Genomic DNA, 24,253 nt, shown 5'->3' with positions numbered 1-24,253 from the left:
TTCCGGGAACAGCCGCGGATACAGCGCCCCCGCGATGAACGCCCCGATTATCGGCGCGACCCAGAAGAGCCAGAGCTGCCCCAGCGCCGCCCCGCCTGCAAAGAGCGCAGGCCCGGTCGAGCGCGCCGGATTGACCGATGTGTTGGTCACCGGTATCGATATCAAATGGATCAGCGTCAGGCACAAGCCAATGGCGAGCGGCGCGAATCCGGAGATGGCGCGTCCGTCGGTGGTGCCCAGAATGACGAGCACGAAGAAGAATGTCATCACGACTTCGCAGATGAGGGCGGCGGTCATGGAGTAGCCGCCGGGCGAGCGTGCCCCGTAGCCGTTGCTGGCGAAGCCGCTGGCGGCGGCGTCGAACCCGGGCACGCCCGAGGCAATCAGATACAGCACGAACGCGCCAAGGGTCGCGCCGATCACCTGCACGACGATGTACGGTACCAGCTCTTTCGCCGGAAAACGGCCAGCGACTGCCAGCCCGACGCTAACTGCCGGATTCAGATGGGCGCCTGAAATATGGCCGAGTGCATAAGCCATGGTGAGCACGGTCAAACCGAATGCCAGCGATACCCCCACAAAACCGATTCCCGTTCCCGGAAACTTCGCGGCGAGAACCGCACTTCCGCATCCGCCAATTACTAGCCAAAACGTGCCAAATAACTCCGCTATGAGACGCTGTTGTAATCGCATGATGTGACATCCATTAGATACGACGGGTTTCGAGAAGAATCGGCGCGACCGCTTTGATTCGTTTTAGTCCTCCTGACTATTTGTCTGCTGTGTGACGCGGCGCATAAATACGGAATGCCGGTCACGCAATCAGTGTAGGTCAGGGATTTTAAAAATCGACCCTGCAAATGCGTCTTTCAAACATGAAAGTCGGCGGCCATGTCTTCGTCGGTGCGCGCGAGCAACCGTCCGCTTCTGCACGCCTGAGTAAAAAGATCGAAGTCCCGTTCGACCTGATCCGCGTAGTTCTTCGAATACGACACCAGCGCTTCTGCCATCTGGCTGCCCTGGCCGAGATACGCGCTGATTTCGATTGCCTTGCCGCTCGCCTTCGCGTGAGCGCGCGCCAGAATCCAGCCGCACAGACGGGCGTAGCCTTCGAGGACATCGATATCGAACAGTTCGATGTTTGCCGACAGCTTCATGTCACGCAGTTGCCGGAAATAAAAGTGGCGTCCGGACGGACCTGTGCCCCAGCCGAGGAAGATATCGCTGGCGGCCTGCATCACGCGTTGGCCGCGCACCACGCGCTCGCCGGCATGGCCCAGTGTCTCGGCTTCGAAGTGCTGTTCGATCACCGACCGGCGCGCTTCCTTGATCTGCAGGAACATCGGCTTGCCAAGTTCGTCCAGCATCAGCAATACGAGGCAACGCGTTCCGACACTGCCCACGCCCACCACCTTGAAGGCGAGATCCTGCGCGGTGAAGTGGCGCAGCAACGCGCGGCGATCATGCGTGAGCGTCTTCATGTACTGCGGGAACATGCCTTTGATCACCGCTTGCCAGTTGCCGAGCGCGACCCAGTCGTCGTCTGCATCGAACAGCGTATTCGTGCCGTGGATGTGGAACATGCCGGGCGGCATGTCGCGCAGCGTCCAGTGCTCGCCATCGAATTGCGCGACCTTCTCTAGCATGCTGTCGTGCGTGCGACTCGCCGCTTTTTCCATGCCCTTGCGCAAGATGCGCCTGCGTTCGGGGCTGACGGCGGTTTCGAGCATGCGGTCGAACGTGATGCGTTCATACCAGAGTTCGAGCGCGCTGAATTGCGCGTACTCACGCATGCGGGTCTGATATTGCGACACCACCGTTTCGACCAGTTTTTCGGCGGTCAGCCGGCTCAGGCGCATGTGGCGCGCGGCGATCATGAAGCTTGCGGCAAGCCGTTTCAGATCCCATTCCCATGGGCCAAGCGCGACTTCGTCGAAGTCGTTCAGGTCGAAGACGAGCTGGCGCTCCGGCGTGGCGAAACCGCCGAAGTTCATCAGATGCGCGTCGCCGCAAATGGGCATGACCAGGCCCGTGTTGGCGGACTGTGCGAGGTCGTTCGCCTGCAGGATCGCGCTGCCCCTGAAGAACGAAAATGGCGATGCCATCATGCGGCCATATCGAAGCGGAACAAGACGGTTCACGCGACCGTAGCTGCTTTGTTCGAGCAATTCGATGGGATCGCGATCGATCTTCCCGAGCTTGCCATGCGCGGAGCGTGGCATGTTGTCCCGATGCGCCTTGCCCGCGGCAACGCGCGACGCCGTCTTGCTTTCACCTGACATGACCGCCTCTCTTCAAACGTCCGGTGACCGATTATTTGATTGGAGCACCGTCACGTGTCACGAGTACGGCAGTCGCTTCCACGAATTCCGCGCGCAGGTTGTCACCCACCTTGATGTCTTTCAGCGGTACGTCGGGACCCACGTGCAAGGTGTCCGTCCTGTACGGGCCGCGAATCGTGATGGTCCGATGCGCCTTGTCGATCTTCTGGACTGTCGCGACGACCTGTACGCGCCGCGCCGTGGCGGTCGATCCGTTGGCTTCGGGAACGGCTGCGGTTTCATCGATCCGTTCGCGGATGCCGTCCGACTTCACCTTGGTCGCCCGCACGAGCAGTGCGTTTTCGTAGCGGATGTTCACGGTGTCGCCGAGCTTCAGCTTGCCGACATCCGCAATGTCCGGATTGACTGCGACGTTCACGATCTTTCCACTTTCGCCCTTTAACGCAACGCTGTTCGACGCGGTATCGATCCCTACTACCTGCGCCTTTGTCTCGGCAGTCGCCGCTGCACCCACGCCGTCCGGCCCCACGCTTGATGCCGCTGTTTGTGCCATGGAGGGCGCCGCGATCAAAGCGAAAACGATGATGGAAGCTCGTACAAGATGCATGCTGATTTTCGACGCAGTGTGGTGACGGGTCATGTGCAGTTCCTATGCGGTTTGAAATGTAAGCGGGCTTGTGACGATTACCGGCGAGACTTCGACAACAGATGACCGAGGCCGAGATTGGTGGCGATTTGCCAGACGTAGACGCGCGAATAACGCACGCCGAATTGCGTTTCGATCAACGACCGCAGCCGCGCATTGGTCCATGCGTCGCTGTCGAAGCCGTGGGCTCTAGCCGAGCCCTGCAACGCCGCCGATATCCATTCGAGCGCGCGCTGGTCCAGTACCGAGGTGCGTCCGCCCACGCCGAGTTGCCGCAAGGCATCGAGGCCGCCTGCGTCGATGAGCGCCTTGTAGCGCCTGACCGTCGCGAGCGACAGGTGAAGCTCTTCGGCCACGCGGTCAACCGATGCGCCGTCGAGCAGCATCTGTCCCGCGGTCATCCGGCGCATTACGCTGGGCAGGTTTTCGGGCTGAGAAAGCATCTGTGCACTTGTCCTTGTCTTCAGGAATGCACGGCAGTCCGTCGCCGCTTGTTGACCGTCCCGGTTTGCCGCGGCGTCCGGGCCTCATATCGAAATAATCCTGGGATTCGTTTCGACTTAAACAATTCAAAACAAAGAGTCCTCTCGGATTTGATAATTCACGAAATAATTAATAAAACCATCCCTCGACCAATGAGACAGGTCCCAATGGAAGCCACTGTCCAAACCAATATCTGTTTTCAAACGATTTGGGGCGATCCTGTGAAAATTTTTTTGCTTGAAATTTGATCTCTATTCACCTAATGAGACTCGTCGGAAAATGTTGTGTCAGATGTTTGCTAACGTTATGGAAACGAATTCGATGTTTAATTTAAATCGTCGTGTCGTTACAAAATAATTTTGGCAAACCAGAAAACGTTTGCTAGCATCCGTTCAAATGTAGAACACTGTGGAAGACAATACCTGCCGCGAAAGGTAGGAATTACTGGACACGTTCACGTCTGTCTTGGCTCTGCGAGGGCTCGTGATGGCCACTGCCCGCATCAGGCGCATTGCCTGAGGCCCATTGTCGCTACTCGTCGAGTGGCATCGATTCACTGAAATACACCAATCCCTCTTTAGAGCCGGAGGGATTCATTCGTGCGGCCGGAACTCAAGCGTTCTTCACTGAACGCTTCGGCCGACTATGCGTTTTCATAAATGGGCACATTGAGAAGATCATGGGAATTTGCGCGCCGCAATTCGTCCGGTCATTCTGCTTCAGCTTAAGTGCCGCGACATTTTCGAGCGTGGCGCTCGCACAGAGTGCGGCCGATGAAGCCAATAAAAGTAATAATCCGCTGAATCTGGCTGCGTCGTTGAATATTCAAAATTACTATACGCCGAGCGTTTTCGGTGCGAGTTCGCATACGAACGATTTTCTCTTGCGTCCGACAATTCCCATTGGGCCGAATGGGTTGATTGGCGTACCGCAGATATTCCGAGCGACGCTGCCCATCAGTACTCGGCCCGATCCAGCGGGCGGCTACAACACAGGTTTGGGCGATATCAATCTATTCGACATCTTCCTGCTCTCGCAGGAGGGCATCCAGGTCGGTATCGGACCGTTGCTCACCATGCCGACGGCGACAGATTTGAGCCTTGGCAGCGGCAAGTGGCAGGCCGGGCTTGCCGCGGTCGCAGTCAGTGCGACCAAGGCGCGTTTGCTTGGCGCGCTTGTGCAATGGCAGCACTCCTTCGCCGGACAGGACAGTCGCCCGACGGTGCAATCGCTGACTGCCCAGCCGTTCGGTATCTTCAATCTGCCGGGTGGATGGTATGTGCGTTCGACAGGCACATGGACGTTCGACTTGCAGCACGGGACTTATTACATACCGGTGGGCCTGGGCGGCGGCAAAGCGTGGAAGTCCGGTACGACCATTTATAACGCGTTTATCGAGCCGCAATATTCGGTCGCGCATTCGGGGCGCGGGGTTCCGCAGTTCACCCTGTTTGCCGGTCTGAACATGACCTTTAGTAAGTAGGAATCCAAAACAAGATGACGTTCGAAAGTTTGGCGAGCAAGAGGAGCTCCCTTTGCACAAATCGTTTTTGAGGTTGTCATGAAAGTATCAAATCTAGCAATCGCAGCCGCGCTTGCCGTAGCCACTCATGCAGCGCTTGCCCAGAAACCCGCCGTTTATCCGGCGCACGGGCAAAGCCCGGCAAAGCAGTCGCAGGACGACGGCGCGTGTTACGCGTGGGCGAAGCAGAACACCGGTATTGATCCTGCCATTGTTGCAGGAACGCCTCCACCGCCGCAAGGGCCGACCGGCGCGCGAGTTGGCGGCGCCGCGCGAGGCGCTGCGGCAGGTGCGCTTATCGGTGACGTCAATCATAACGATGCCGGCCACGGCGCAGCAGTGGGCGCCACGGCCGGCGCGGTGGCCGGCGGTGTGCGAAGCCGGCGGCAGCATGCAGCACAGGCACAGAACGCGCAGGCGAGTCAGCAGGCTGAAATGAGCACCTACTGGCGCTCGTACTCGGCATGCATGCAGGGACGCGGTTATACAGTTCAGTAGCTTTACGGAGATGTATTCAGGCGAGCACGACAACCCATCAGCGAGGAGGCAGCATGGAGACGTCGATCAGGCAGGCACGCAAACGCTGCGGCCTGCGCAAGGACATTAGTGCAGTCGTGTGCGCCGCCGTGACACTCTCTGTTCCCGTCGCCAGCCGAGCAACGGAGGGCGGGATCGGACGGCCGATTACGGGCATGCAGGTGATGCCTTATGCGGGCATCGTGCCGCCTTCGTCGGACTGGATTTTTTCCATCACAACGATCTACTACGAAGGCTCGCTCGGAACGAGCAGGAGCATCCCGGTTGCGGGAACGGTTACAGCGGGTCTCAACTATCACGTCTCGTACACCTTGTTGAACGCGGTGAAGACGTGGGGCGTAACGCTTGGCGGATGGAACTTCGCCACGCAGTTCGGCGTGCCGTTCCAGTGGACATCGGCGTCGTCGTTCGACGGCCGACTGCCGAACGACAAGGCCACGCAATTCGCCGACATCCTGTTCACGCCGGTCGTGGCGGGTTATCACCTGACGAAGACCGACCATATTGCGTTGAGCGTCCAGATGTACGCGCCTAGCGGCGCCTATAGCACCAGCCGGCTTGCGAATGCCGGACAGAACACGTGGACGTTTATTCCAACCGTTGCTTATACGAAGCTCTTGCCGGAGCACAACATTGAGCTTTCAGCGAACTACGGCATCAACTTCTATACACCTAACGATAAAACTCACTATCACAACGCACCAATCAGCGTGCTCGACCTGCTCGCCCTCAAGCGTTTCACAAGCGGTTGGGGCGTGGGTGTGGTCGGCGGATGGATCCAGCAGATCAGCGATGACAGCGGTGGTCTCGCCAACGTCATTGGAGGCGCGAAGGGCCATTCCGTTGGTATCGGACCGATGGTCACATACGCAGGAAAAGTGAGCGGCACGCCGGTATCGGCGTCGCTCAGATGGGTGAACGAATTCGAAGTGCTCAACCGGCCGAAGGGCAATGCCGTCGAGCTTTCGATCAGCGCTACTTTTCAGTAAGGAGGACGATGTGCCAAGCCGTAAGTATCAACCCGCGCGCGTCGCGCTTGCCGTCGCGTGCATCGCGTACGGTATGGGCGCGACAAACGCAATAGCGCAGTCCAGTCCGCAGCCGGCCAGCGGCACGGCAACGACCGTGCAGCCCGAGCGCCAGCAAAAAGCCCTCGATGCATTAGGCGCAATGTCGCAATACCTGCGCTCGCTCAGCCGCTTCGAGGTCTCGGCATCGACCGCAACCGATGCCGTTCTCGACAGCGGCCAGACCGTCGCGTTTCTTCACGAAACCGATGTCAAGGTTCAGCGCCCGAACCGCATGAGGGCGGACATCACAGGCAGCCGCGGCGAGAAGGGACTCGTCTACGACGGTCGCCATTTCACGATCTACGACACGACGCCGGGCTATTACTCGACCAACCCCGCGCCTCCGACAAACGACGAACTCGTGCGCGAGTTGGCGAGCATCTACAACATCGATACACCGCTTGCCGACTTGTTCTACTGGGGCGACGGCAAGGTCGACGACTCCACGCTGACATCGGCGTTGTTCATTGGGCTCGAGCGCGTCGATACACGCTGGTGCAACCACTACGCGTACCAGCAAAGCGGCGCCGACTGGGAGATATGGATCCAGAGCGGCTCGCGTCCGTTGCCATGCCGCATGGCGATCGTCGATACATCGCAGAGTGCGCATCCGCGGCACGTCGTGACTTATCACTGGAAGATCAATCCGGAATTCCCGGCATCGACCTTTACTTTCCGGCCGGCGGCAAACGCGAAGGCTATTGAACTCAAGCCTGCTGTGCGCACGCCGTTTGAGGGGAGTGAATGATGTTTCGCACCAGACAAATTGCAGTTGCCGGCATTGCCGGCGTTTTCCTCGCGACATCCATGAGCGCGTATGCATTCGGCTTTCGCGGCGGCGCGCGCACCAGTATCCATGCGCCGCCGGGGGGCGGTTTCAATGGCGGCGGAGGGTTTCACGGCGGCGGCATGCCGCAAGGCGGCCGTCCGGGTGGCGGCATGCAGCACGGCGTAGGTGAAAGCCATGGTGGCGGAGGCAGTGGCGGCGGCCATAACAACAACGGAGGGGGTGGTGGTAGCCACAACAGTGGCGGAGGCGATCACAACAACGGCGGAGGCGGTGACCACAACAACGGCGGAGGCGATCACAACAACGGCGGCGGCAACGACGGTCACCACGACGATGGTCACCACGACGACGGTCACCACGACGATGGCCACCACGACGACGGCCACCACGACGACGGCCACCACGACGATGACCACCATCATCACGATGACGATCATTACCACGACGGCTGGTACGTCGATCCTGTTGCTGTCGGCGTGGCGGTGGGCGTGACAACGGCGGTCGTGGTCGGCGCGACGGTCGCTACGTTACCGCCGAGCTGTTCGAACGTGATCGTCAACGGCATCGCTTATCAGCATTGCGGCCCGAACTGGTATCAGCCGCAGTACTACGGAACGCAAGTGCAGTACGTCGTGGTCACAGCACCCCGATAACCCGCTTCATCGCGCGGCTGGTTTTCTGATCGAAACCAGCCGGTCTTTCCTGCGTCACAGTGCGTCATGTACGCATGACGATGATTATCGATCAACCGGAGATGGGTATGGACTCGAATCCGCTGGCTCTTGTCATCCAGGCTCTCGAACGAGCCGCGTTGCAAAGTACGGTCTTGCCGTACAAACGCTTTCACGTGCTGTTTCCGCGCACGGTTCCCTTGACGCGTCGTTATGAAGTACTCGACGCCGCACTGCGTTCTCTCAACGACGCGCCCGACATCGACTATGGCGTGCTGCTCGCGTGCGATAACGGCTTGCCGGGCCCGGAGTTTTTCCGCCGATATCAAAAGCACAGATGGGACATGTACGTTGCCGCAATGGGCGATCCGCGCTTCAAGAGCGCGACGCTCAAGGGCAAGCGCGAGCTGGTGACGGCAGAGCGGCAGCGCGTGCATCAGCACGCGTTGCGGGCAAGGGCGCTTGGCCGTGAGCAAGAACGCGAACAGCAGTGCGCCTGATCACGCCTGTTGAACGGGGTCATGCAACCGGCGACCCCGCCTAACCGCCAATCCCCCCGAACCACCGATAGTACGGATTATCCGCATCGTCGTGCATGACGCTGCGGATATTGGCTTGCCACGCATCTCGATCGCCACGATACGCATCGAGCCCTGCATCATAGAAAGTGTGCAACGTCGCGTACTCCGCGTGCATCGCATTCACGAACGCATCATCCGCACCTTTGAGCGGCGGCTCCGCGCGCAACGCGAGCAAATGCGTCAGCACATCTGGAAAATCCGCCGAACGAACCCACGCAGCATATTCGATGGCAGGACGATCATCGGTGACGGGCGGCGCATCGGCAGCGTAGTATTCGAGCCCCGCGCGATCCGTGATCCACGTTGCCAGCAACGCCGCAGGCGACTTTATGCCAACTTCGCGCAGCGACGCCGCCACCGTTGGCTGTTCAAAACGTGATGTGATGCGCGGGACATCGAGCTCGATGGGTTGCATTGAACCGACCAGCATCATTTCGTGCAACTCCGTGGTCCACAGCGTTGCGTACGGAAATACATCGACGAAACTCCTGATCAGCGCGCGCGTGTCCTCTTCATTTTGCGTCGGCAACGGCAGCCATTGTGCAACCAGACCTCCTTCCTGCAAACGCGAAGCCCCGAGCCTGTAAAAATCCGACGAGTACAAATTGACTACGCCGGCCGCGGATGGCGGCGGCGGTTCCAGCGTGATGACGTCGTAGCGTTGCGGGTTGCGCAGCAGTTCGCGGCGGCCATCGTGAAGACGGATATCGATGCGTGGGTCCGTGCTCATGCCGTAGTTGCCCTTGAATTGCGGCGCGGCTGCAACAACCGCCGGCAGCAACTCGGCCACCACACGTTGCTCGAGTCCCGGATATGGCAGCAATGCGCCGCCCGTGATACCCGTTCCCAATCCAATCACGAGCGCCGATCGCGGTTCGCCTCGATGAATGAGCAGGGGCAACATTGCCTGGAGGCGCATGTAGCGCAGCGACGTCATGGCATCGCCGGAATTCGATACGCCTTGAATGTAGAGACGCTTGAAGCGGTTATCGCCGGATTGCTGAGCGACGACCGCAACCGTGCCGCCCTTGCTTTCCGCGTAGAACGCGAGTTCGCCGCCGCGTGCTTTGGCGAGCAGGGAAGCGAGGCGGTCCGCCGGCGTGAAGAGCGCGGCGCCCAGCGCGGCGATGGCGAGTGCGAGTACGCTCCATCGAGTATTCGTACGCGCACCCGGACCGCAGGTTACGGCGATAACCCCGACAAGACTCGCCGCAGTGGCGAGCGCGGCCAGCGCGTGAACCAGACCAAGCATAGGCACGAGCACGAAACCCGCAAGCAAGGTCCCGGCAATACCGCCTGCCGTGTTCACAGCCACGATCATGCCGACGCCGCGCCCGACCTTGCGGCTATCGACGCTCAGACGCAACGCGAACGGAAACGCGGCGCCGAGCAGCAAGGTCGGGACGAACACGATGCAAAAGCCTGCAAGCGCGAAGCGCGCGCACATCGCAGCGAGCATGCTGCCGGTCGCGCCGAACATCATCTTCGATACCCACGCTTGCCCTTGCAATAGCCAGTCGCCGAGGAACGCGACTCCGAGCATCGCGGCGAGTCCCGCAGCAACGATCAGCAACGCGAACATGCTCCACGGATCGCGTGCCCGATCGGCTTGACGGGACACGAGCGCGCTGCCGGCCACGAGTCCGCAAAGATAGGTCGCAAGCACGATGGCAAACGCGAAGCTCCGTGTGCTGATGAACTGAACGATGGCCTGGGACCAGACGACTTCATAGCCGAGCGCAATGCCGCCGGCGATCGCATACAGAACCAGCGCCAGCCGGGCGCGATTCCTTTCTTCGCTGGTTGGGGCCATATCGACAGGCGTAGAAGCGGGTACGTACCGGCTGAGAACGAATGAGAAAATTGCTGCCGCAGCGTTCAACGCGGCCGCGGCGATAGCGCTGCCTTGCACGCCGAGCGCGGGAATGAGGATGAACGGAGCCGCGAGTGTCCCCGCGATAGCGCCCGCGGTATTGGCTGCATACAAACGCCCGCCTGCACGCCCGACGTCGCCACTCAGTGGAGCGACGGCACGCATCAAAACCGGAAGCGTGCCGCCCATCAACACGGCGGGCACGCCGACCAACGCGAACGGAAGCGCCCACGCAAGCACGCCGATATGATCCTGCATCGTGGCGAACGAGCGCGCCGAATGAGCCAGCGCGAGCGTCGTGCCAACGGCCAGAACAAGAGCAAACGATTCTAGCCACGCATACACGCGCAGCGGATGCTTTTGCCGGTCGGCAAGGCGTCCGAATAGCCAGCCGCCCAGCGCGAGCCCCGCAAAAAAAGCGCTGACGCCTGTCGTCACGGCCTGCACTTCAGCGCCCACGACGAGCGCGAGCTGCTTGATCCAGAGCACCTGGTAAATCAACGATGCCGCGCCCGATGCGAACAACATCAACGCGGGCCACGAAATATTCAGTGAAGGACGGGCCGGCTTGCCGGTCTGAGCGAACGCTTCCGGACGTCGTGGTGCACTTGCGCGTTTATCGCGATGTTGCGCCTTGGCACGCGTGGCAAGCGTCTGGGTCATGATCGAATCAGCAAATGAGCCGCGTCCACCGGCTGTGAGACCGGTGGACGCGGCGGGTTGAAAACATGCTCAATGCGTTGCCTGAACACTCATTCCAGACCGCGCTTCTTGAACGACTCATCTATCTTCTTGTCGACCTGCCGGCGCACGCCGTCGACGCTGAAGCTGGCTGGCCTCTGGCTCGGCGGATAGTTGACGAAGGTCTGCAGGAACGTCGATGCCTTTAGTGTGGCGACGCCATTCAGGTAGACGTTTTTCGTCGCCCAGTCGTTGTACTGATCCGAGGTGATGTCGGCTCGCTCGTACGGATCCATACGCAGGTTGAATAGCTTTGGCAGACGCAGGCAGATGAGCGGGTCCTGCCAGATGTTCAGGTTCCCTTGCGCGCGCTGCTCGCAGAACACAGCCTTCCACGCAGTGCCTTCCGAATCCCATCGCATGGCAACGAGATCGCCGTCGTCGTCGAAATAATAGAACTCGGTCCGTGCTCCCTTGGGTGACTTGCCTGTGAGATACGGCAACTGGTTGAAGCCATCGAGGTGATCCTTGAAACTCGTCCCGCCGGCTTTTGGCGACCAGCCTTTCAGCAGCCGGTCCTTCACGCCGCCATCGCCTGCTGCGGCAAGCAACGTGGGGAACCAGTCGAGCCCGGAGAACAACTCGTTCGATACCTCTCCCGGCTTGATCATGCCCGGCCACCGAACCATTGCAGGGACGCGGAAAGCACCTTCCCAGTTGGAGTCTTTTTCACTTCGGAACGGCGAGGTCGCGGCGTCGGGCCAGGTGAATGCATTAGGTCCGTTGTCCGTGGTGTACACAACAATGGTGTTCTTCGCGATCTTGAGATCATCCAGCAGCTTCAGCAGCTTGCCGACGTCCTGATCGTGCTCCCACATGCCGTCAGCGTATTCGTTGCCCCGCATGCCGCTCTTACCCTTGAACTCCGGCCGCACGTGCGTGAAGACATGCATGCGCGTGAAGTTCATCCATACGAAGAACGGCGTATTGGCCTTCACCTGCTTCGTGATGAAGTCGGCGGCTTTCTGGCCCGTCTCGTCGTCGATGGTTTCCATGCGCTTTGCATTGAGCGGGCCAGTGTCTTCGACCTTGCCGTCAGCCGTGCTGTGAATCACGCCACGCGGAGAAAAGTTCTTCACGTAGGGATCGTTCTTGTCCTGCGGCCAGTTTTCGCGTTCGGGTTCTTCCTCGGCATTCAGGTGATACAGGTTGCCGAAGAACTCATCGAAGCCATGATTGGTCGGCAAGTATTCGTTGCGGTCGCCAAGGTGATTCTTGCCGAACTGGCCCGTCGCATAGCCCAGCGGCTTGAGCGCCTGCGCGATGGTGATGTCGCCCTTTTGCAAACCGACCGGTGCGCCCGGCGCGCCGACCTTCGAAAGTCCGGTGCGCAGCGGAGTCTGGCCGGTGATGAACGACGAACGCCCGGCGGTGCAGCTATTCTCCGCGTAGTAGTCCGTGAACATCATGCCTTCAGCGGCAATCCGGTCGATATTCGGCGTCCTGTAGCCGACTACTCCATGCGCGTATGCACTGATGTTTGCCTGACCGATGTCATCGCCGAAGATCACGAGAATGTTCGGCTTGGACGAACTCTGGTTAGCCGGTCTGGCTGCGCTGGTTGCGGCGGGTGCGGCGGGCTTGACCGCCCCCTGCGTCTGCGCGGTCAGCCTGGTGGGAGGAACCACCAGCGCGATCACTGCCGCGAGGGCGACAAGCGATACCCCCAGGGCATAGCGCCCCTTTCGAAAGAACGGTCTCATCGTGTTGCTCCATGACGTTGTTGCCGGTCGTTGCTTCTCGCTTGTAAAAACGATGCGCATGACCTGATCGATCGCGAGTCCCTTGCTGATCGTTATTGCTTTTGCTATTGCCCTGTGCCCGGGTAAATCGTCTGCCAGTCGTCTTTCATGCTCACCACGGTCCAGCCGTCTTTCACGGCTTCGTCCCAGGCTTTATCGAGCTTGCCTACCTTCGATTGCCGGTCGTACGCGAACTCGCGCGTGGCGTCGTCGTGATGAACGAGCAGCGCGAGATGCGGACCGGCGCCCGCAGCCGTGTACTGCAGCATCTGCAGATCGCCGTCCGAGTTGCCGAACGCGAGGATGGGCTTGCGACCGATGTTCCGATAAATCCCGACTGGCTTGCCCGGACCGTCATCGACGAAATCGAGCTTCGGCATGCGTATGAGCGCGGGCTTGCCATCGACGAGTTCGTACTTCACGACCTGACTCGATCCGATCACCTGTTCCGGCGGAATGCCGTAGACCTTTTCCGCCCAGGGGCGCATGAACTCGATCGTCCCGCCCGACACAATGAACGTCTTGAACCCGTTCGCGCGCAAGTAGCCGAGCAGTTCCAGTTGCGGCTGATAAACGAGCTCGGTGTAGAGGCGTTTGAGTTTCGGGTGTTGCGCCGTTGCAAGCCAGCCGCGGATGGTCTTGTCGTAGTCATCCACGCTCATGCCGCTGTTTGCAACCGCGATCAACTGCATCAACTCCTTTTGCTGACCGGCGAGCGCGCCGTAGTCCTTCGCGACCAGCGCCTTGAACGCCGGATTGCTCTTCCATTCCGGATGACTCGGTGCGGCTGCCTTGACCTGGTCCAGCATGAACACAAACTGGAAGTACAGCGGCTGCTCGCTCCACAACGTGCCGTCGTTATCGAATACAGCGATACGCTCTGCAGGCGGAACGAAGTTTGGCGAGCCTTCGCGCGTGACATCCGCTACGAACTTGCGGATGGTTTGCTTGGCCGCGCCGTCTCTCCAAGAAGGCAGCGCGTCGGACGTGCTCGCAACTGACAATGCGCTCGGCGCGACGGACGTGTTCGATGTGCCCTGGCCCGCGCAGCCGGCGAGGCAAAGTGCGACGAATGCTGCGCCGGCATTTGCCGATAAACGGGTGAGCCAATGGCGTCGGGTGTGAAGCAGCATCGAGCGTGTCCATCCGAAGTAATGCGATCAGTTGACCGGCGCGTCTAACCGCCCGGCACGTCGGCGCGCGCCAACTGCTGGTGCTTGCGCAGATCTGCCCACGTGCTCTCGTCCATGACCAGCCTGAAACCGAGGTGCGACATGCTGTTGTAGGGGTCGGTACCGCGCCGTGCGCTTGGCCGGTAGCTCAGGCAGTAGTCTTCGTTGCAAAGAAACGATCCGCCGCGTGTCACGCGTTTGGGCGCTTCAACGGGCACGCCTGCATCGGCCGGATCCCAGGAATTCGACGGTCCCACGGGGTTCTCCACAACGCTCGTAGCGCTCGCCTCGCGCCTGAACTGATCCGCCCGATACCAGTCGGCAACCCACTGCCACGCGTTGCCGGTCATGTCGGAGAGGCCGTAGCCGTTGGCCGGGAAAGTGCCCACAGGACTGGTTCCCACTGCGCCGCCGGCCTTCGGATTGACGACGGGAAACGACTGCGGTTGCTGCCCTTGCCACACGTTGGCCATCTGCTTGCCGCCGGGTGCGAACTGATTGCCCCACGCATAGGTGGCCTGCTCCAGACCGCCTCGTGCGGCGAACTCCCATTCCGCTTCGGTGGGCAGGCGCTTGCCGGACCACTTGGCATAAGCCTGCGCATCTTCATAAGAAACCTGCACCACAGGGTGATCGTCTTTCCCCGCGATGCTGCTGTCCGGTCCGCTCGGATGACGCCAGTCGGCGCCCGGCACATAGCGCCACCAGCGCGAATAATCTTCCAGCGGTACGGGCTGACCTGTGCCGACAAAAACCATCGCGCCCGCGACCATTGCGCTGTCAGGCGGTCGTGGCGTGCCCGGCGGAAGCTGGACTTTCAGCGATTCCCAATCGGGTTTCTTTTCCGCCGTCGTGACATAGCCGGTTGCTTTCACAAACGCGGCGAACTGGGCGTTGGTAACGTGATGACGATCCATCCAGAAACCATGCACACGTACCTTGTGCGCCGGACGTTCGTTCGCTTGCGCCTGCTTCGAGTCGCTTCCCATCTCGAACTGGCCGCCCGGAATCCACGCCATTTCCAGCGGACCACGTGATCCATCGCCGAAAACGATCTGCGGATGTGGCGTCTCGTGCGACTTCACGGCCAGACTGACTGCCGCGCCCACCACCGCCGGTGCGAGGACCAGCAAGGCACCCCAAAGCACCAGCTTGCGCCACGGTTTTGCAACGCGCGCCGATCTCTGATCGCTGCCTGCAGTAGCTGTTTTCACCGATGCCGGTTTGCGTACGCTCATGGCTTGTTCTCTCACGCGGGTTCGACGTGTCGCGCCGATTGGCGCATGACTTCAGTCATATTTCGGAAATTTGCGCAGGCGCGATTCCTGTTTCTTATCGCGGTGGATTAAATTAGTATTTCTAATAGTCTGATTCTGACTAACGAAAAATGGACGTTATTCATGGCTTTAAAAGCTTGCGTCTTTGATCTCTTTCAAACAGAAAAATCGGAGAGGCGTGCTTCATCACATACGCTAGAAGGGCCGCTTCAAGCGATGCCGAATCCTTATTCACTGTTCCGACGTCACCGTCATCAGTAACCACCAATCTCATATTTGCCAGAAGCAGGCAACAACTTTTCTACGGCACTTCGAGGATTTTTTAGCGGTCGCTGAATCTTTGACGAACGGGCCAACGTGCATTAACGTCCGGGAGGACAAGCGGTATCAGCCGGACATCCGGGATTGAAACGTTCAGGGGATTCAGGGCCATGCGTGAAACGATCCTTCGCTTCGAAGCGAGCGTCTGCGAGGCAATAGTCGGGCAAGAGGCAGTCGTCCGTCAGGTTCTGATCGCGCTTCTCGCCGACGGCCACGTCCTGCTCGAAAGCCTTCCCGGGCTCGCGAAGACGCGTACGGTCAAGGCGATCGCCACGCGGTTGGCGGCGAGCATGAGCCGCATTCAGTTCACGCCCGACTTGCTTCCGTCCGACATCACCGGCGCGGAGACGCTCCTGCAATCCGGTACCGAACGAACGCTGCGCTTTCAGCCCGGCCCCATATTCGGCAACCTGATTCTCGCCGATGAAATCAATCGCGCGCCTGCCAAGGTCCAGTCCGCCCTGCTCGAGGCGATGGAAGAACGGCAGATATCGGTCGCGGGACAAACCCACGCAATGCCCGAGTTGTTCCTCGTCATGGCAACGCAGAATCCGATCGAACAGGAGGGGACCTATCCGCTGCCCGAGGCGCAGATGGATCGTTTCCTGTTCAAGGTGCTGATCACGTATCCATCCCCTGAAAGCGAGCGCGAAATGTTGCGTATGCTCCGACGTGAAAGTAACGACTTGCCCAAGGTCGCCGAGACGCTTGCTCAGGACGTCATCTTCGAGGTGCGCCGTGCCGTGCGGCAAATCAGGGTAGCACCAGCTATCGATGAATACATTGTGTCGCTCGTCAATGCGACGCGGCATGGCGCAGAGCTGGACCCTGACCTCGGCAAGTGGATCGAGATCGGCGCAAGTCCGCGGGGCGCGATCGGTCTTGATCGTGCGAGCCGCGTGCATGCGTGGCTTGAAGACCGTAGCTACGTCACGCCCGATGACGTGCGCGCTGTCATCCATCCAGTCCTGCGTCACAGGCTGATTCTTTCCTACGATGCCAACGCCGACAACATCAGCGCTGACAGCGTGATCGATCGTCTCATCGAAAAAGTGGCCGTGCCAGCATAAGGCGCGGGAGGACCATCATGGTCGTGGCATCCGGGTCAGATATTGGCCGCGTGTACGTGGACGCGGCGCACCTCGCCAAGCTCGAATTTCGTGCGCGCGGGTTGAGTTTCATCGCGCCGGCGCCGGTGTCGAGCATTCTGTCGGGAGGCCATGCGTCGCGTTTGCGCGGACGCGGGCTCAACTTCGAAGAGATCCGCGCTTATCTTCCTGGCGACGACATTCGCCACATCGACTGGAAGGTCTCGTTGCGTCTGGGCAAGCCGCAAATTCGCGCTTATACGGAAGAGCGGGACCGGCCGCTGCTCGTCGTTGTCGATCAGCGCATGAGCATGTTTTTCGGATCGAGCCGCGCGTTCAAGTCGGTCGTGGCGGCGGAGGTCGCGGCGCTTGCGGTGTGGATGGGATTTGCTTCGGGGGACCGCGTGGGCGGCGTGATCTTCGACGACAGCAGCGTCGTTCGCATCCGCCCGCTGCGCAGCCGCAGCCGCATCAAGGTTCTGTTCGGCACCATTGCACGCATGAACCAGGCGCTGCATGCGGAAAGTGCCGCGAGAACCAATTACGATCAACTCGATGCCGCGCTTCAAGGCGTGTTGCAGCTTGCAGGACACGATTACCTGATCTGCATCGTGAGCGATTTTGCGGGCGCCACCGAGCGCACGCGCAAGCTTTTGCGCCAGTTGGCGAGGCATAACGATGTCATCGCTGCAATGGTCTTCGATCCGCTTTGGCAGCGCATGCCGGAACATCGCGCGCTGGTTGTCAGCGAAGGACGGCTGCAAGTGGAATTGCGTATCGAAAAGGAAAAAGTGAGGGCGCCGCTTGCCGAACTGTTCAAGGATCGCACCGATGAAGTCGCCGCGTTGCTGCGATCGAGCGGCGTGCCGCTGATGGCGTTATCGACCGATGAACCCGCGGTCGATCAGGTACGCCGCTTGTTCGGCGAACGCGTGCGGCCGACGCTTGCGAGCGGCTTATGAGCGACACGCAAAACGCTTCGCTGCGACCCGACGGCACACCGGCCGCACTCACCGCGCTGCAGGAATTGCCCCTGCCGGAGCCGGTCTCGTGGGCGCCACAAACAGTCGGATGGCTTGCGGTTTTAGTCGTGTTGCTTTTGGCTGCGCTTTGGGCCGCCTGCGCAGGATGGCGACGTCACAAGAGGGCGCTTTACAGGCGGGTTGCACTGGCCGAGCTTGGTCAGATCGAAGCGGCTTTGCATGACGCATCCGTCGGTGCGGCGGCGCTCACCGCCATTCCCGCACTCATCAAACGAACATCGCTTGCAGCGCGTCCAAAGGAACACGTCGCCGCGTTGAGCGGTGACGCGTGGCTCGAATTTCTCAAGCGCACAAACGGTCATTTCGATGAACGCAGCGGCGCGCTGCTGACGCTGATCAGCTACGCGCCCGCTGAACAGATCGCGGCGCTTCCAAAGAAAGAAGTCGACACGTTGCTAAGCGCGACACGCGACTGGATCGAGCGCCATCATGTGGAAATTTGACTTCCCGTGGATGTTCTTGTTGCTGCCCGTGCCGCTGATCGTATGGTGGTTCGCGCCGGCGTGGCGAACGACTACATCGGCCATACGCATGCCGTTCTTTCACGAAATGGCGCAAGCAGCGGGTGAAGAGCCCGCGCCCGGCGGTGTGCGTTTGCGGCGCAATGTCCTGCAGCGCCTGACAATGCCGCTGCTCTGGGCGATGCTTGTCACGGCCGCGGCAAAGCCGGTATTCGTGGAGCCGCCCGTTACCCACGATGAACCCGCGCGAGACCTGATGCTCGCAATCGACCTGTCTCAATCGATGAGCACGCGCGACTTCGTCAACCCGGCGACGGGCGAACGCATGGACCGGCTGACGGCGGTCAAGGGCGTGGTGAAGGACTTCGTGGCGAAGCGCAAAGGGGATCGGATTGGCGTGGTGGTATTCGGCGAGGCCGCGTATCCGCAAGCGCCGTTGACGCTGGATCATGACAGCGTGCTGTTGCTGCTCAACCAGATGCAGATCGGCATGGCGGGCCCGCGCACGGCGATAGGCGATGCCATTGGCCTGACGGTCAAGCTCATGGACAAGTCGCAAGCAGAGGAGAAGGTGCTGATCCTGCTGACCGACGGCAACGATACAAGCAGCGCCATTCCGCCGGAACGCGCGGCCGATATCGCGAAGAATCACAAGCTGATCATTCACACGATAGGCATTGGCGACCCGAGCGCAACGGGCGAGGACAAGGTCGATCTCGATGCGTTGAAACGGATCTCGGAGATCACCGGCGGCGAGTCTTTTCACGCGCTCGGCAATCCGCAGGAACTGGCGGACGTCTACACGACGCTCGACAAGATGACGCCCGAGAAAGTGAAGCGCGAGACGTATCGGCCGCAGCGTGATTTCTTCTGGATACCGCTTGCATTGGCGCTGTTGATCCTCACGCTGTATCACTGCCTGGCTTTGCTGCTTGCGGTGCTTCGTGCGCCGCGCCGTGAACCTGCGGAAAAGGTGGCGCATGGAAATTGACCTGACCGCATTTCATTTCCTGCGGCCGTACTGGTTATGGCTGCTGGTTCCGGCCGTGTTGTTGCCGTTCGCCTGGCATCGGAGAAACAGCGTGCATGCGCGCTGGCGGACCATCATTTCGCCTTTGCTGCTCGAACATCTGATTGTTGGCGACGCAGCGCGTCGATGGATCAAACCGGTGCATACGCTCGGCTTGTTTATCGGGCTGGCGGCCATAGCGGTTGCTGGTCCGACGTGGCAGCAAGAGCGGCCGCCATTCAACCAGGACAAGGCGCCATTGGTGATCGTGCTCGAACTCGCTCATTCGATGGACGCAACCGATGTCGCGCCGACCCGCCTGGAACGCGCCAAGCAAAAGGTGCTCGACCTCGCAAACGCGCGCAAGGGTGCACGCACGGGGCTCGTGGTGTTTGCATCGACGGCGCATCTCGTCGTGCCGCCAACCGAAGACCCGGCCATGCTCGAGTTGTACTTGCCGGCGCTCACGCCTGCCATCATGCCGCGCGACGGCAAGAACGCTAGCGCGGGCCTCGACATTGCGGAGCAGCTTCTGGCGAATGACCCCGTAGCCGGTACGATCGTTATTATCAGCGATGGTTTCGATTCGGATCACGCCGATGCGTTCGTCGCGAAGGCCAAACAGTCGCATCATCAACTGCTGTGGCTCGCGGTCGGAACAAAGGACGGCGGCGCGATTCGAGGCACGAATGGCGCGCTTGCGCTGGGGGCCGATGGTCTTCCTTTGATGGGTACCTTCGATGCCGAAGGCATCGGCCGAGTCGCGCACGATGCAGGCATTCCGCTCGCGAGCGTGCGCGCCGATGCCGACGACGTCGCATGGGTCGAACGCCGTGCGCAAACATGGCTGGCGGAAGTCGATGAATCGAAACGCACGCCGCGCTGGAAAGAGGCGGGTTACTGGCTCGTGTTGCCACTACTCTTGCTCGGCGCGTTGGGCTTTCGCCGCGGCTGGACCGTGAAATGGCTGCCGGTCGTGTTGCTCGCACTGGCCTTCAGCGCAGCGCCTCGCGACGCGCAAGCGGCATCGTGGAACTGGGTGGACTTGTTCGCCACGCATGATCAACAGGGCCGCTGGTATTTCGAACACGCCGATTTCAAAGCGGCTGCGCAATGCTTCGACGACCCTTTGTGGAAGGGTCGCGCGTTATACCTTGCGGGCGATTACACGGGTGCGCTCGAGTCGTTCTCGAAGCTGAAGACGGCGCAGTCGTCTTTCTACATTGGCAACTCGTTTGCGCATCTGGAGGACTATCCCTCTGCAATCAAAGCCTTCAGTAAGGCTCTGACGCTTCAGCCAGGCATGCGAGAAGCGGCGTTCAATCGCGAGATGCTGAAGAAGCTTCTGGAAAAGCCCAAGCAGGAACCGCAAAAAGACGAAGAGGACAAAGAATCCGACGACATAAAAATCGAAAAGAAGAAAGGCAAGATCGAGCAGAGCACGCTGATTGCCGTTCCCGCCGAGGACGTCTGGATGCGCAATTTGAATACATCGCCGGCTGTGTTTTTGCATCGGAGATTCGAGCAGGAATCCGATGCCAATCCCGCGAGTGCGCCATGACCTCACGATGGATCTTGCGCCTATGTGCAATCGTGTTGCTATGCATCTCGATCACGTCGAGCTTCGCGCAAGACGCGCCCCGGCTCAAGGTTCGCGTGCATCTGGAACCATCGGGCACGGTGGTCGCGGGCTCGGACGTGAAGCTGATTGTCGAGTGCCTGACAACGACGTTTTTTACCGACGCGCCCGACTGGCCGCTGTTCAATGTACCCGGCGCGTTTGTCGTTTTCCCCGATGAACAAGCGCAGAACCTTCACGAGAGCATCGACGACGTGGAGTGGTTCGGCGTAAGCCGCGCTTACAGGATCGTCCCCCAGGCGGCCGGAACGCTCAGCATTCCCGCATTCCCGATTTCCGTTCATCCTGGCGGCTCGACTAGCCCGGTCACATTGACGACGCCCCCATTGAAGCTCGTCGCGACGGTCCCGGCAGGCGCTGAAGGAATGCGCGTGTTTTTTCCGACGGACAAACTGAGCGCGACGCAAACGATCACGCCGTCGCTACATGACCTGAAGGCTGGTGGATCGCTGACGCGCAGCATTACGCAGGTCGCCGCAGGAACCGAATCGATGCTGATTCCGCCGGTGGAGTTCGGCGAAATAGAAGGGCTCAAGCGATACGCAAAACCATCGGCGACCAAGAACGTCATTCAGGATCGTGCCGGTTTGGTGGCAGGCGAGCGCACTGATTCCGTGACTTACGTCATCGATCACAGCGGCAGTTTCAAGCTGCCGCCCGTGACAATCGAGTGGTGGAATATCACGACGCAAAAAAGGGAATCAATCGTTTTGCCGGCCGTAAGTTTCACGGCGTTAGCTGCGAAGGAAAGGCCGCTATTCGATATTCCCGCAGATGCATTGTCCAAAGGTGGCGCGCATCGAATCCTGGTAATCGATCGTTGGCAAGCGATCCTGGTGGCCTCGCTTCTGATATTGGTGCTGGCTTTGATCTGGGTATATCCGCGGCTTGCGACACGCTTCAGGCATTTAAGCCAAGCGCTGCTGGATGCGCGAAAACGCCATGCGAACGGCGCCGGCCCGGCATGGCGAGCGTTGTGTCTTGCCGCGCGCAAGGGATCGTTGAAGTCCGCGATTCCCTTGCTTTATCGATGGATGGATCGAAGCCCTGAACTCAAGCATCCGGCGCGAGTGGACGAACTGAACTCGCCAGGCGAGCCACAGCTCGATGTACTAATTAGCGCCGTCCATGGACATTATTCCGATCAGCTTGAGACCAGGTTTGATTGGCGCGAATCGGAAAAGGCGCTTAACCGGGCCATCAAGCAAAAGCGTAAATTACGTAATTCCAAGTCACCGCTTCCGCCGCTCAACAAATACTGAGCCTTTAGAAAAGCGCTTTAGTGTCAAACCACGGAAATTATCGCTGAGCTATACTTCCCGTCGTGAAAATCCTGCGCACATTGTTCGTCTTGTGGCTTTGCTCGGTGCTGCCCTTAACAGGGCTGGCAGCCAGCGGCTCGGCCGGACCGTGTCCCATGCAGAGCATGACCATGGATGCCACAAGCGCCATGGCTGAGTCCATGCCGGGTTGTGATTCCATGGCATCGGTATCGGATTCATCATCTGGGCATGACAACAAATCCAAAAGTTCGCCATGCAAGATGGACGTGCAGTGCCAAATAGGCTGCATGACCATTCCGGCCTCTGCGCCAAGCATTGCACGGACCTTGCGGGCATATCGGCCTGTGTTTTTCCACGCCAGACAATCGCTCTTCGTCCGCGAGCCTGATGGCTTGTGGAAACCTCCTCGCTCACTCTAGTTCCCTTCGCTAAATGTTCGCTGCTTGCGCGGCGAGGTCGTCCTGCACTCAGGACGTGATTCCCTATGGGGATCGACCGTTGGGGTTGAGAAATGCATTCATCTATTACCGTGCCGGTATTCCGGCATGGGCGTAAGCGCGCGCTCGCTTTTCTTCTATTGCTTGGCGGCGTCAAAGCCTTTGCCCAGGAAACGCCTTTGACGCTCGATGCAGCACTGCAATCGGCGACCGATCGATCTGCTTCCATGCAGGCCGCGCAGTCATCGGTCCGTGCAAGTTCACAAGGCGTCATCCGGGCTGGTCAGTTACCCGATCCGACGCTCAAGGCCGGTATCGACAACTTGCCTGTGAATGGGTCGCAAGGCTTCACCATCGGGCAGGACTTCATGACGATGCGGCGTGTTGGCATCGAACAGGAATGGGTGTCGCCTGAGAAGAGGCGTTTGCGTACGGCGCTTGCCAATCAGGAAGTCGATCGCGAACGCTCCGGCTATCTCGCGCAACTGGTGAATGTGCGCGAGCAGACGGCGACCGCATGGCTCAACGCGGCTTACGCAAAGCAGTCGTTGTTGTTGCAGCAAGAACTTGTCGATCACATGGTGCACGAGTTGGCCGCGACGCAGGCGTCGTATCGAGGCGCAAAAGCGAGCGCCGCCGACGTCACGCAAGCGCAGTTCATGCTCGCGCAAACACGCGACCAATTGCTGAAGGCGCAGCAAGTGTTGCAGACGGCGCTTATCGGTTTGTCGCGATGGACGGCCGCGCCCATCAGCGATATTTCCGGCGATCCGCCCGCGCCAACGTCGGTCGTTGCGTCGCTGCCACCGGATGAATTGAAGCGTGTCGAACCTGCGTTGATCAGCGCATCGTCGGAAATCGCCGTTGCCGATGCCGACACCGCCGTCGCGCAGAGCAACCGCAATCCGAACTGGACGTGGGAAGTCTCGTATCAGCAGCGCGGCGGCCAGTACTCGAACATGGTGTCAGTGGGCGTCAGCATTCCGATCCCGCTCAACCGGCGCGACCGCCAGGACCGCGATACCGCCGAGAAATCCGAACTCGGCACCAAGGCGCGTCTCATGTATGAAGATGCTCGACGACAAGTCGATGCCGACATCCGCACCCTCTCCGCCACGCTCGCGAGCGGACGCGATCGCGTCGCCAACTTGAACACGTCGCTCGTGCCGGCCGCGGATCAACGCTTGCAGTTATCGACCGCGGCTTATCGCGCCGGAACAGGGTCGCTCGCCGACACCTTCGCCGCGAAACGCGCGGTGCTCGATGCACGCCTGCGAGTGCTCGATCTTCAACGCGATGTATCGCTCACCTGGGCGCAGCTCGAGTATCAGATCGTGCCGCCATCGATGACCTACGGACAGTGAGACCACGATGAACAAAAAAACCATCACGCGCGCTGTCCTTGCCGTGTTCGCGGCGGCCGCGTTGCTTGCGGCGGGTTACGTTGCAGGGACGCATCGCGCCAAAGACGACACGCCCGCGAAGGAAGCCAATGCCGGCCGCAAGGTGCTTTATTGGCACGACCCGATGTCGCCGAACCAGCACTTCGATAAACCCGGCAAGTCTCCCTTCATGGACATGCAAC

23 protein-coding genes are annotated in these 24,253 nt (G+C 60.1%); 14 read left to right on the top strand and 9 right to left on the bottom strand.

Annotated elements, in window-relative coordinates; genetic code table 11:
* From aqpZ to ACFFAR_RS02665, 4 genes are all read right to left on the bottom strand, one after another.
* The coding region (gene aqpZ / locus ACFFAR_RS02680; RefSeq protein WP_174362308.1) for an aquaporin Z at positions 1-693 on the bottom strand (693 nt) is incomplete at its 3' end.
* A gap of 176 nt (positions 694-869) precedes the next feature.
* Positions 870-2,282, bottom strand: coding sequence for a DUF2252 domain-containing protein (locus ACFFAR_RS02675; RefSeq protein ID WP_062168281.1), 1,413 nt, complete (start codon positions 2,280-2,282; stop codon positions 870-872).
* Between the two features lie 31 nt (positions 2,283-2,313).
* Positions 2,314-2,835, bottom strand: a complete 522-nt coding sequence (locus ACFFAR_RS02670) for a hypothetical protein (protein ID WP_375507487.1) — start codon at positions 2,833-2,835, stop codon at positions 2,314-2,316.
* Positions 2,836-2,966: 131 nt separating this feature from the next.
* Complete coding sequence (locus ACFFAR_RS02665) at positions 2,967-3,371, bottom strand: helix-turn-helix domain-containing protein (RefSeq protein WP_062000569.1); 405 nt, start codon at positions 3,369-3,371, stop codon at positions 2,967-2,969.
* 923 nt (positions 3,372-4,294) lie between these two features.
* On the opposite strand from ACFFAR_RS02665, the gene ACFFAR_RS02660 reads away from it, so the two are divergent.
* From ACFFAR_RS02660 to ACFFAR_RS02635, 6 genes are all read left to right on the top strand, one after another.
* Positions 4,295-4,894 (top strand): hypothetical protein, encoded by a 600-nt coding sequence (locus ACFFAR_RS02660; protein WP_375507486.1) that lies wholly within the window; start codon positions 4,295-4,297, stop codon positions 4,892-4,894.
* Positions 4,895-4,972: 78 nt separating this feature from the next.
* Positions 4,973-5,431: a glycine zipper domain-containing protein gene (locus tag ACFFAR_RS02655; protein WP_062168273.1), complete on the top strand. Its 459-nt coding sequence runs from the start codon at positions 4,973-4,975 to the stop codon at positions 5,429-5,431.
* Between the two features lie 53 nt (positions 5,432-5,484).
* Positions 5,485-6,459 carry a transporter gene (locus ACFFAR_RS02650; RefSeq protein WP_174362310.1) on the top strand — a complete coding sequence of 325 codons (975 nt, stop codon included), beginning with the start codon at positions 5,485-5,487 and terminating at the stop codon, positions 6,457-6,459.
* A gap of 10 nt (positions 6,460-6,469) precedes the next feature.
* Positions 6,470-7,288, top strand: coding sequence for a DUF2092 domain-containing protein (locus tag ACFFAR_RS02645; protein ID WP_174362311.1), 819 nt, complete (start codon positions 6,470-6,472; stop codon positions 7,286-7,288).
* Positions 7,285-7,983, top strand: a complete 699-nt coding sequence (locus ACFFAR_RS02640) for a hypothetical protein (RefSeq protein ID WP_174362312.1) — start codon at positions 7,285-7,287, stop codon at positions 7,981-7,983. The genes ACFFAR_RS02645 and ACFFAR_RS02640 overlap by 4 nt, the downstream gene beginning before the upstream one ends.
* Positions 7,984-8,090: 107 nt before the next feature.
* The gene (locus ACFFAR_RS02635) at positions 8,091-8,501 is read left to right on the top strand and encodes a hypothetical protein (protein WP_174362313.1); all 411 of its coding nucleotides are present in this window, start codon (positions 8,091-8,093) and stop codon (positions 8,499-8,501) included.
* A gap of 40 nt (positions 8,502-8,541) precedes the next feature.
* Here ACFFAR_RS02635 and ACFFAR_RS02630 read toward each other — a convergent pair whose 3' ends face one another.
* The 4 genes from ACFFAR_RS02630 to ACFFAR_RS02615 form a co-directional block, all read right to left on the bottom strand.
* The gene (locus ACFFAR_RS02630) at positions 8,542-11,118 is read right to left on the bottom strand and encodes a fused MFS/spermidine synthase (RefSeq protein ID WP_375507485.1); all 2,577 of its coding nucleotides are present in this window, start codon (positions 11,116-11,118) and stop codon (positions 8,542-8,544) included.
* 89 nt (positions 11,119-11,207) lie between these two features.
* Entirely contained in the window at positions 11,208-12,899 is a 1,692-nt protein-coding gene (locus tag ACFFAR_RS02625; protein WP_174362315.1) for a sulfatase-like hydrolase/transferase, read from the bottom strand.
* Positions 12,900-13,003: 104 nt separating this feature from the next.
* Entirely contained in the window at positions 13,004-14,071 is a 1,068-nt protein-coding gene (locus ACFFAR_RS02620) for a haloacid dehalogenase-like hydrolase (RefSeq protein ID WP_174362316.1), read from the bottom strand.
* 44 nt (positions 14,072-14,115) lie between these two features.
* On the bottom strand, positions 14,116-15,348 hold the full coding sequence (locus ACFFAR_RS02615; protein ID WP_174362317.1) for an SUMF1/EgtB/PvdO family nonheme iron enzyme: 1,233 nt from the start codon (positions 15,346-15,348) through the stop codon (positions 14,116-14,118).
* A 470-nt stretch (positions 15,349-15,818) separates the two neighbouring features.
* Between ACFFAR_RS02615 and ACFFAR_RS02610 the strand changes: the two genes are divergently transcribed.
* From ACFFAR_RS02610 to ACFFAR_RS02585, 6 genes are read left to right on the top strand one after another with little or no spacing between them, the layout of a single operon-like run.
* Positions 15,819-16,778, top strand: a complete 960-nt coding sequence (locus tag ACFFAR_RS02610; protein ID WP_174362318.1) for an AAA family ATPase — start codon at positions 15,819-15,821, stop codon at positions 16,776-16,778.
* A gap of 17 nt (positions 16,779-16,795) precedes the next feature.
* Positions 16,796-17,758: a DUF58 domain-containing protein gene (locus ACFFAR_RS02605; protein WP_174362319.1), complete on the top strand. Its 963-nt coding sequence runs from the start codon at positions 16,796-16,798 to the stop codon at positions 17,756-17,758.
* Positions 17,755-18,282 (top strand): DUF4381 family protein, encoded by a 528-nt coding sequence (locus tag ACFFAR_RS02600; RefSeq protein WP_174362320.1) that lies wholly within the window; start codon positions 17,755-17,757, stop codon positions 18,280-18,282. Before ACFFAR_RS02605 ends, ACFFAR_RS02600 begins: the two co-directional genes overlap by 4 nt.
* Positions 18,269-19,291: a VWA domain-containing protein gene (locus tag ACFFAR_RS02595; protein ID WP_375507484.1), complete on the top strand. Its 1,023-nt coding sequence runs from the start codon at positions 18,269-18,271 to the stop codon at positions 19,289-19,291. Before ACFFAR_RS02600 ends, ACFFAR_RS02595 begins: the two co-directional genes overlap by 14 nt.
* A complete protein-coding gene (locus ACFFAR_RS02590; protein ID WP_174364297.1) occupies positions 19,281-20,870 on the top strand; it encodes a VWA domain-containing protein in 1,590 nt (529 codons plus the stop codon). The genes ACFFAR_RS02595 and ACFFAR_RS02590 overlap by 11 nt, the downstream gene beginning before the upstream one ends.
* Positions 20,867-22,210, top strand: a complete 1,344-nt coding sequence (locus tag ACFFAR_RS02585) for a BatD family protein (protein ID WP_174364296.1) — start codon at positions 20,867-20,869, stop codon at positions 22,208-22,210. Before ACFFAR_RS02590 ends, ACFFAR_RS02585 begins: the two co-directional genes overlap by 4 nt.
* A 37-nt stretch (positions 22,211-22,247) precedes the next feature.
* Here ACFFAR_RS02585 and ACFFAR_RS02580 read toward each other — a convergent pair whose 3' ends face one another.
* Positions 22,248-22,520 carry a hypothetical protein gene (locus ACFFAR_RS02580; RefSeq protein WP_174364295.1) on the bottom strand — a complete coding sequence of 91 codons (273 nt, stop codon included), beginning with the start codon at positions 22,518-22,520 and terminating at the stop codon, positions 22,248-22,250.
* Positions 22,521-22,742: 222 nt separating this feature from the next.
* Here ACFFAR_RS02580 and ACFFAR_RS02575 point away from each other — a divergent pair, with 222 nt between their 5' ends.
* A complete protein-coding gene (locus ACFFAR_RS02575; protein WP_174364294.1) occupies positions 22,743-24,032 on the top strand; it encodes a TolC family protein in 1,290 nt (429 codons plus the stop codon).
* A gap of 7 nt (positions 24,033-24,039) precedes the next feature.
* On the top strand, positions 24,040-24,253 hold a 214-nt coding region (locus ACFFAR_RS02570), incomplete at its 3' end, for a heavy metal-binding domain-containing protein (RefSeq protein ID WP_375507483.1).

Source organism: uncultured Caballeronia sp., from assembly GCF_964243625.1.
Lineage (GTDB): Bacteria > Pseudomonadota > Gammaproteobacteria > Burkholderiales > Burkholderiaceae > Caballeronia.
Note: the sequence above shows the minus strand (reverse complement) of the source record. Positions and strands in the feature narration are given on the sequence as shown.

Coding starts and splice junctions, on each gene's coding strand:
- ACFFAR_RS02675 (WP_062168281.1), bottom strand. CDS start 2,282: ATGTCAGGTGAAAGCAAGACGGCGTCGCGCGTTGCCGCGGGCAAGGCG.
- ACFFAR_RS02670 (WP_375507487.1), bottom strand. CDS start 2,835: ATGGCACAAACAGCGGCATCAAGCGTGGGGCCGGACGGCGTGGGTGCA.
- ACFFAR_RS02665 (WP_062000569.1), bottom strand. CDS start 3,371: ATGCTTTCTCAGCCCGAAAACCTGCCCAGCGTAATGCGCCGGATGACC.
- ACFFAR_RS02655 (WP_062168273.1), top strand. CDS start 4,973: ATGAAAGTATCAAATCTAGCAATCGCAGCCGCGCTTGCCGTAGCCACT.
- ACFFAR_RS02650 (WP_174362310.1), top strand. CDS start 5,485: ATGGAGACGTCGATCAGGCAGGCACGCAAACGCTGCGGCCTGCGCAAG.
- ACFFAR_RS02640 (WP_174362312.1), top strand. CDS start 7,285: ATGATGTTTCGCACCAGACAAATTGCAGTTGCCGGCATTGCCGGCGTT.
- ACFFAR_RS02635 (WP_174362313.1), top strand. CDS start 8,091: ATGGACTCGAATCCGCTGGCTCTTGTCATCCAGGCTCTCGAACGAGCC.
- ACFFAR_RS02630 (WP_375507485.1), bottom strand. CDS start 11,118: ATGACCCAGACGCTTGCCACGCGTGCCAAGGCGCAACATCGCGATAAA.
- ACFFAR_RS02625 (WP_174362315.1), bottom strand. CDS start 12,899: ATGAGACCGTTCTTTCGAAAGGGGCGCTATGCCCTGGGGGTATCGCTT.
- ACFFAR_RS02620 (WP_174362316.1), bottom strand. CDS start 14,071: ATGCTGCTTCACACCCGACGCCATTGGCTCACCCGTTTATCGGCAAAT.
- ACFFAR_RS02615 (WP_174362317.1), bottom strand. CDS start 15,348: ATGAGCGTACGCAAACCGGCATCGGTGAAAACAGCTACTGCAGGCAGC.
- ACFFAR_RS02610 (WP_174362318.1), top strand. CDS start 15,819: ATGCGTGAAACGATCCTTCGCTTCGAAGCGAGCGTCTGCGAGGCAATA.
- ACFFAR_RS02605 (WP_174362319.1), top strand. CDS start 16,796: ATGGTCGTGGCATCCGGGTCAGATATTGGCCGCGTGTACGTGGACGCG.
- ACFFAR_RS02600 (WP_174362320.1), top strand. CDS start 17,755: ATGAGCGACACGCAAAACGCTTCGCTGCGACCCGACGGCACACCGGCC.
- ACFFAR_RS02595 (WP_375507484.1), top strand. CDS start 18,269: ATGTGGAAATTTGACTTCCCGTGGATGTTCTTGTTGCTGCCCGTGCCG.
- ACFFAR_RS02590 (WP_174364297.1), top strand. CDS start 19,281: ATGGAAATTGACCTGACCGCATTTCATTTCCTGCGGCCGTACTGGTTA.
- ACFFAR_RS02585 (WP_174364296.1), top strand. CDS start 20,867: ATGACCTCACGATGGATCTTGCGCCTATGTGCAATCGTGTTGCTATGC.
- ACFFAR_RS02580 (WP_174364295.1), bottom strand. CDS start 22,520: ATGCAGCCTATTTGGCACTGCACGTCCATCTTGCATGGCGAACTTTTG.
- ACFFAR_RS02575 (WP_174364294.1), top strand. CDS start 22,743: ATGCATTCATCTATTACCGTGCCGGTATTCCGGCATGGGCGTAAGCGC.